Source organism: Aestuariivivens insulae, assembly GCF_022662195.1.
Taxonomy (GTDB): domain Bacteria; phylum Bacteroidota; class Bacteroidia; order Flavobacteriales; family Flavobacteriaceae; genus Aestuariivivens; species Aestuariivivens insulae.
Genome location: NZ_JAKMCS010000031.1, coordinates 1 through 1,287, shown reverse-complemented (window position 1 = coordinate 1,287; position 1,287 = coordinate 1). Strand labels below are relative to the sequence as shown.

The following is a 1,287-nucleotide window of genomic DNA, read 5'->3' as shown; positions in this document are numbered from 1 at the left end:
TGGACTTCCTATATTAGACTGGACATAAAGATGAGAGAATATGCTTGCTAGTTATTAACTTAGCAATTATGAGAAGTAAACCCAAACATTACACTTTAGAATTTAAACAAAAGGCAGTGGAGTTGAGCTATGCCAAAGGCAACGTAAAACAAGTAAGTGAAGATTTAGATATATTTCCATCAGTGCTTTATCGTTGGCGAAAAGAGTTGAAGGATTATGGCAAAAACAGTTTTCCAGGTCGAGGCAAACCTAAAATGACCGATGAAGAAAAAGAGATAGCTCGATTAAAAAGGGCATTAAAAGAAGCTGAACTGGAACGTGACATCTTAAAAAAGGCCATCAGCATCTTCTCCAAGAGCGACAGGAAAAATACAGGTTTATAAAACAGCATCTTATGAGGTTTCCTGTCGAGATGATGTGTAAAATATTAAAGGTAAGTAAAAGCGGCTATTATCATTGGTTGCAATCTGGACCAAGTAAATTATGGTTGGAAAACCAAAAGGTAACAACGCTTATTAAATCTATATTTAAAGATAGTTTTCAGAGCTATGGTTCACCCAGAATAAAAACAGAACTAGAGACATTAGGCTATAAAATATCAAAGCCCAGAGTGGCCCGCATTATGAGTGCTAATTATTTGTTTGCAAAACGAAAACGCAAGTTTAAAGCAACCACTGATAGTAAACATAATTACCCAATAGCTCCTAATTTATTAAACCAATGCTTTGAAGTAAACAGACAGAATCAAGTTTGGGTAAGTGATATAACCTATATAAAAACTAAACAAGGTTGGCTTTACCTTACTGTAATTATCGATTTGTTTAACCGTAAAGTTGTTGGGTGGGCACTTAGTGATAATTTAAGCACAGAGGATACTATTATTAAAGCTTGGCATATGGCTGTAAAGAAAACAACTTTAACCCAGCCTTTGATTTTTCATTCCGACCGAGGGATACAATATGCCAGCCATAAGTTCACCTCTTTAATTAAAAGTTATAATGGCTTAGTAAACCAATCTATGAGCAGAAAAGGCAATTGCTGGGATAATGCTGTTGCAGAATCGTTCTTTAAATCATTAAAGGTAGAATGGGTTTATAGGCACAATTATAAGTTAAGATCTGAAGCGGAGTTATCCATCTTTGGATGGATAGAAACTTGGTACAATAATAAAAGAAGGCATTCCTTTTTAGGAAATAAAACTATAAGAGAATTTGAATTAGATATGTATAACCAGAAACAGGCAGCTTAGTCATTCAACTTAAAGTCCATTTTTTTGTTGCAAGTCCA

1 protein-coding gene is annotated in these 1,287 nt (G+C 34.5%); it reads left to right on the top strand.

The features are described 5' to 3' along the window. Positions 1 to 44 precede the first annotated feature (44 nt). A protein-coding gene (locus MR062_RS17600; RefSeq protein ID WP_242206741.1) for an IS3 family transposase occupies positions 45 to 1,249 on the top strand; the annotation gives its coding sequence in 2 pieces (ribosomal slippage) (positions 45 to 324 and positions 324 to 1,249; 1,206 coding nt in all). The last annotated feature ends 38 nt before the right edge of the window (positions 1,250 to 1,287 follow it).